This is a genomic window from Vreelandella andesensis (genome assembly GCF_003989795.1).
GTDB lineage: Bacteria > Pseudomonadota > Gammaproteobacteria > Pseudomonadales > Halomonadaceae > Vreelandella > Vreelandella andesensis.
The window spans coordinates 163,456-168,356 of sequence record NZ_RZHG01000027.1; the positions used below are offsets into that span (position 1 = coordinate 163,456).

General features: G+C 49.0%; 4 protein-coding genes. 3 read left to right on the forward strand and 1 reads right to left on the reverse strand.

Annotation, left to right across the window (positions count from 1 at the left end; all coding sequences use genetic code 11):
- Positions 1 to 83 precede the first annotated feature (83 nt).
- Positions 84 to 1,058 (reverse strand): AraC family transcriptional regulator, encoded by a 975-nt coding sequence (locus tag ELY33_RS14855; RefSeq protein ID WP_126948684.1) that lies wholly within the window; start codon positions 1,056 to 1,058, stop codon positions 84 to 86.
- Between the two features lie 518 nt (positions 1,059 to 1,576).
- Here ELY33_RS14855 and ELY33_RS14860 point away from each other — a divergent pair.
- The 3 genes from ELY33_RS14860 to ELY33_RS14870 all read left to right on the forward strand — a co-directional run bounded on the left by ELY33_RS14860 (position 1,577) and on the right by ELY33_RS14870 (position 4,758).
- The gene (locus ELY33_RS14860) at positions 1,577 to 2,962 is read left to right on the forward strand and encodes a TolC family outer membrane protein (RefSeq protein WP_126948685.1); all 1,386 of its coding nucleotides are present in this window, start codon (positions 1,577 to 1,579) and stop codon (positions 2,960 to 2,962) included.
- On the forward strand, positions 2,934 to 3,881 hold the full coding sequence (locus tag ELY33_RS14865) for a hypothetical protein (protein WP_126948686.1): 948 nt from the start codon (positions 2,934 to 2,936) through the stop codon (positions 3,879 to 3,881). The genes ELY33_RS14860 and ELY33_RS14865 overlap by 29 nt, the downstream gene beginning before the upstream one ends.
- A 79-nt stretch (positions 3,882 to 3,960) precedes the next feature.
- Entirely contained in the window at positions 3,961 to 4,758 is a 798-nt protein-coding gene (locus tag ELY33_RS14870) for a SapC family protein (protein WP_126948687.1), read from the forward strand.
- Positions 4,759 to 4,901 lie beyond the last annotated feature (143 nt).

Sequence of the window (4,901 nt, forward strand, 5' to 3'; positions counted from 1 at the left end):
CTGCAGCGGCTTTTTTTTTGCTTTGTAAAAAGTGGAAAGGGCCGACTGAACGGCTACAGCATAGACCTGGCGGGTGTGCGTTGTTAGAGCTGCAGGATATCCATAGGCGCAAGCTCACGCGCTTCGCCGGGTGTCACACCAAAGCGTTCTTTGAATGCGTTATAGAACCAGGAAAGATTGTTAAATCCAGAACGGTAAGCCACTTCTTGAACATAGGGTGGTGTTAAAGAGGTGCGGGTGAGCTCATTAAATGCGCTATTTAATCGTTTATCTAATAAGTAATCCGTAAATGAGGTGCCTTCGTCTCTGAAAAGAGACCGAATATAACTGGTTGATACTTTATGTCGCAACGCTAGGTCATCTAGTGATAACGGGAGCCTAAAATGAGTATTAATATCAATTTTGATCGCTTTTAACCGCGCCTGCTTTAGGCTACTGCGGCTGGCTCGGTAACCGACACTCCGTTTAGCCCCTAAGGTCAGGCAGGCAAGGTCAAAAAGCTGGCTAGTAACTTCTAGCGTGGTGGCGTTATCAATGTCGTTACGTTGCTGGGTGAGATCAAGCGATATGCGCGTGATGTGGTTAAGCGTCTCGCTATGATGCAAAAGGTGGTCGTAGAGCTTGTTAGAGTCTTGTAAAAAAGGAGCCAGCTGGTTGCGTGAAAAGGCAACACTCAAAAACTCCACGCTATCGCCCTGAAAATCAACGCTGCCTGACTGGTAGTTCATAACAACACGCGCTGATCCTGGCTTACATAAAAGTGACGGGTTCGACTGTAAGTTGGATTGCCAAACTCCCGAGCCACCAGGGTGAATAAGAAACGTAATATCGTCATTACCATCTGTCACCTGTCTTGCTCCACGCAACGCTTTTAACGTGGACGTGGTGACATGGGCAATGGAGACCCCGGGAAGCAATCGAACCCTTGTTTGAATATTGGGCGGTGTGTTTTTTTCAGCGTGAAGCTCAACGTTCGCCATTGCGCCATAAGCTTCTTGAGCGGCTTCTAATCTATCCTCTGGGTCAAACTGGTTAGTTGAGAATGAAATATACGCCATGGTTTTATTACCTATCCGCTAACACTATGTTGGCTGTTTTAATACTTATACAGCAGCCATAGTGCTGATGTTTCCTATTACCGAAGAAGCAGGTACGCGGTCAAGGATGGTGCCGTTGGCTGACAATCTGTGCACGCGTCTATTGGCTCTTCATCCCGCCCCTCGTCTCGTTTTGCTTGTACTTAAAGTTCTAATTCTTTTAGAAATTTAGTCATTCATTGTACCGAGGTAGTTCTTTAAGTCAGAAGCCTAGTTCCACGCTCATTAAACTAAAAATTATCAATTCGGTAGCGCTGAGTGGAAGCCGTAACTAAGACGTTAATGCTAGGGTGAATTTTAAAATAATATAGCAGTGATGTTGCGAGGGTTCATTTATTGCCAAGATGTAGGCGATTTCTAGCAGAGGATGTTGTTGCAGGTGTTAGACGGTTGAGGCCGGACGGGAAGCGTGGTGGTGAATTAGCAAAATAGGCTGCTCGTTGAGATGAAAGAATAAATATCAGATGTAGGGGAACATAATGTCCGTCGTGCGATACATGCATTCAGTGACCAGCACAATAACGATTTTTTTTGTTGTGATGGCGTCAGGCGCAACATCCAACCAGGCCCACGGTGGTTTATTAGATATTTATCTACTGGCGAAAGACAACGATCCCGTCTACCGAGAGCAGTTTTACGGCAAACAGGCAACTGATGAACTTTACTATCAGGCGCGCTCCGCTCTTTTGCCTCAGGCGTCGGTCACGGCAAGTCAATCTCAAACCTATCAAAATATCAGGCAATCGGATAACCAAAGTTTTGATGCGGGCTCTGTTTCATACCCTTCAACACGCTATGGCGCGTCTATTTCACAATCAGTCTATGACTACGCACGCTGGTCATCCTTCGCTCAAGCGAAAGAAGAAATCCGTTTGGCAGCGTCAGAGCTAGAAGCGGTGCGCCAGAACTTGCTATATCGAGTCGCAGAGCGCTATTTCAACGCCTTATCTATTTACGAAAACCTTTCTTATCTGCAGGCTGAAAAAGAGTCCGTTGAAGCCAACTACGAAGAGGTGTTTGCACGTTTTGAAGACGGCCTGACACGCTCAGAAAATATGTTGGACGCTAGGGCCCGCTTAGAGCAGGTGCGGGCGCGTGAACTCGAAGTTCAAAACGCATTGCGTGATGCCATCGAAGCACTAGCTGAAATGACGGGTGCACCGCCACAGCAACTCGCGTTGCTTGGTAGCGATTTACAGCTCTCACGTCCAGATCCCGATTCCCAAGAAGCATGGGAGACCTTAGCTACCGAACGCAGCCCTCGGCTCAGGGCAGCAGAGCTGGCCACAGAAGTTGCAAGTAGGTCGATAGATGTTAGAAGAGGCGGTCACTTTCCAACGCTGGATCTACAGCTGAATTATGATTTTGATGATACTGACGGCTCCCTATTTGGTGGCGGCAGTGATGTCGAAACACAAGAAATAGCATTACGCCTTAATGTGCCGGTGTACAGCGGCGGACGAACCTCTTCAGAAGTGCGTGAAAGTGTGAGTCTCTTAGAAGCCAGCCGCTCTCAGCTAGAAGGCGTGATGCGTGAACTTCGTCGTGAGGTTAGATCGAGTTATCAAAGTATTCTTTCAGCGAAAGCACGTGAGCGTTCTTTGCGCCGCTCGCTTGAAGCCAGCGAGCAAGTGGTTGAATCACGGCAGCTGAGTGTCGACACGGGGATTGTGCCTTTACGCGACCTGCTGGATGCCGAAAGAGATTTGTTTTTTGCGCGTAGTGAGCTAGCCGCTGCCCGTTATGACTACCTGATCAACGTACTGAGGCTTAAGCGTGCGACGGGCGTGATTAACATCGATGACCTTCGCGAAATTGACGAGAGGATGAATGAGCATGTCAGCATCTCAAACATCTTTTATTAAAACGTCGACCGATGTTTCAACTAAACAGCCGACTTCACATGCACCACCAGGCATGACGACGGGTAGTGTTGTCACTGATTTAGAGGCACTGGTGAAAGGTTTGGGTGTTTCTTATCTCGTGGAGCCTTCTGCAAAGTTTCAGCCGGATCAGTGGCGAAGTGATCGGTGCCTATTGGGCATCGACGTGAACACCTTAACAGCGCGGCAGTGGCAAACACGCCTACCGCCTGTGCTAAAGCACTTAGGGATGTTAGGTGAGGGTCAGCAGTCGTTCATGCATCTACTGTCCGCACCCGACGCCGAGCAAAAAGCGGCACCTCATTATCTGCTTATAGGATTGGAAGGGCAGACCAGTAAAGTTTATTGGGAGCATTCCCTAGCTGAGCTGCGCCACCATGACCCCAGCACCCCCCTCGTGCTCTACAGCGCATGGAAGTGGAAAGCTGAGCATCCGGCGCTTATTACCGACTACGTGATGGCACCGGATGCACAGCAAGCAAACCTGCTTATACAGCGTGAGCTTCAAAAGCTGCCCCCCGTGGTAGAGGACTTGCTGGAACAACTGGAAATCATTGCGGCTTTAAAGAATACGCCATGGCCACCCCTCACCGTTGACGTGATTGAGCGAGCCCCATCACCCTCGCAGGCTAAGGAGTCGTCGACATTTGATGACCGCACACAGCGTTGCTCTATCAACTTACATTTACATCACTTTGCACCCCGGCTAGGCGATATCGCGGCACCAATTTTTACTCTTGCGCGGGAGTGGCTTAGTGCTGAACGCGACGAGCTGAGAGATTGGCTAGCGCAATATGGCGATCAGATGCTGAGTAATGTGTCTTTAGGTGTTGACCAACATGCAAAGCCTTTTATGACCTTTTATTACGGTGGGGAGGTGCGGACACCCTCAAAGCGGTGAACTCGCTATTTCTACCAACGACGCCTCGCGCGGGCGATACCTTTAAGTACTTAATAATGCATCATTAGGAGAACCGTATATGTCTACCCAACTGCTAATTTATCGTGACATACAACCGATTACTCGCGACAAACATAAAGAACGCTATCTAAAAGTTAGTCGCGACTTCCGCTTTGCGAGCACCGTCAATTCTGTTCCGCTCATGGCAGCTGAATTTCCTGCCGCCGCCACCGATCTGCCGATTGTGTTTACCACGTCAGAAGATGGTGGTGTGTTACCGGTGGCGATCTTGGGCTTACAGCAAGATGAAAACTACCTGGTGGATGATGATGGGCAGTGGCGTGGCGAATATGTGCCTGCGTTTTTCCGCCGTTATCCCTTTGTGTTTGCGTCCAGCGAGTCGGGAGATACGTTTACGTTATGCGTCGACGAAGCGTATGAAGGCCTCAATACGGACGGTCGCGGCGAGCGGTTTTTTGATACTGATGGTGAGCAAACTCAGTATTTAGAGCGAATTTTGAGCTTCTTACAGGACTATCAAGCTCATTTCCAGCGCACGCGGGCCTTTGGTAAGCGTCTTGTAGAGCTGGATATTCTTGAGGACGTTCAGGCGCAGGTTAGGCAGTCTGAAGGTAGTCCGCGAACCTTAACCGGCTTTAAAGCTGTGAACCGTGAAAAATTGAAAGGATTGGATGAGCAAGCACTGCAGAAAATGCTGGCGACAGATGAGCTAGAGCTGCTGTACATCCACTTACAGTCAATGCGTAATTTTAATCGTCTAAACCGCTTATCGGCAGGCGGCGAGCATGTTGATGCTCAGTCCAAAGGCGACCCTGCTGATGAGGGTATGCCCAGTGATTCAGATCCTGTGCACTAAGTAGACGTTATGTTGTAGCCCCTATGAACGTTTCACGTTTAAAAAAAGACACATAGGGGCACTTGACGCTTTGTTGAGCGTGCACGTGCCAAGCCACTGTCCATCCCCCGCTAAACAGTGGCTAATCTAGTAGGAGTTTTCTT

Coding starts and splice junctions, on each gene's coding strand:
- ELY33_RS14855 (WP_126948684.1), bottom strand. CDS start 1,058: ATGGCGTATATTTCATTCTCAACTAACCAGTTTGACCCAGAGGATAGA.
- ELY33_RS14860 (WP_126948685.1), top strand. CDS start 1,577: ATGTCCGTCGTGCGATACATGCATTCAGTGACCAGCACAATAACGATT.
- ELY33_RS14865 (WP_126948686.1), top strand. CDS start 2,934: ATGTCAGCATCTCAAACATCTTTTATTAAAACGTCGACCGATGTTTCA.
- ELY33_RS14870 (WP_126948687.1), top strand. CDS start 3,961: ATGTCTACCCAACTGCTAATTTATCGTGACATACAACCGATTACTCGC.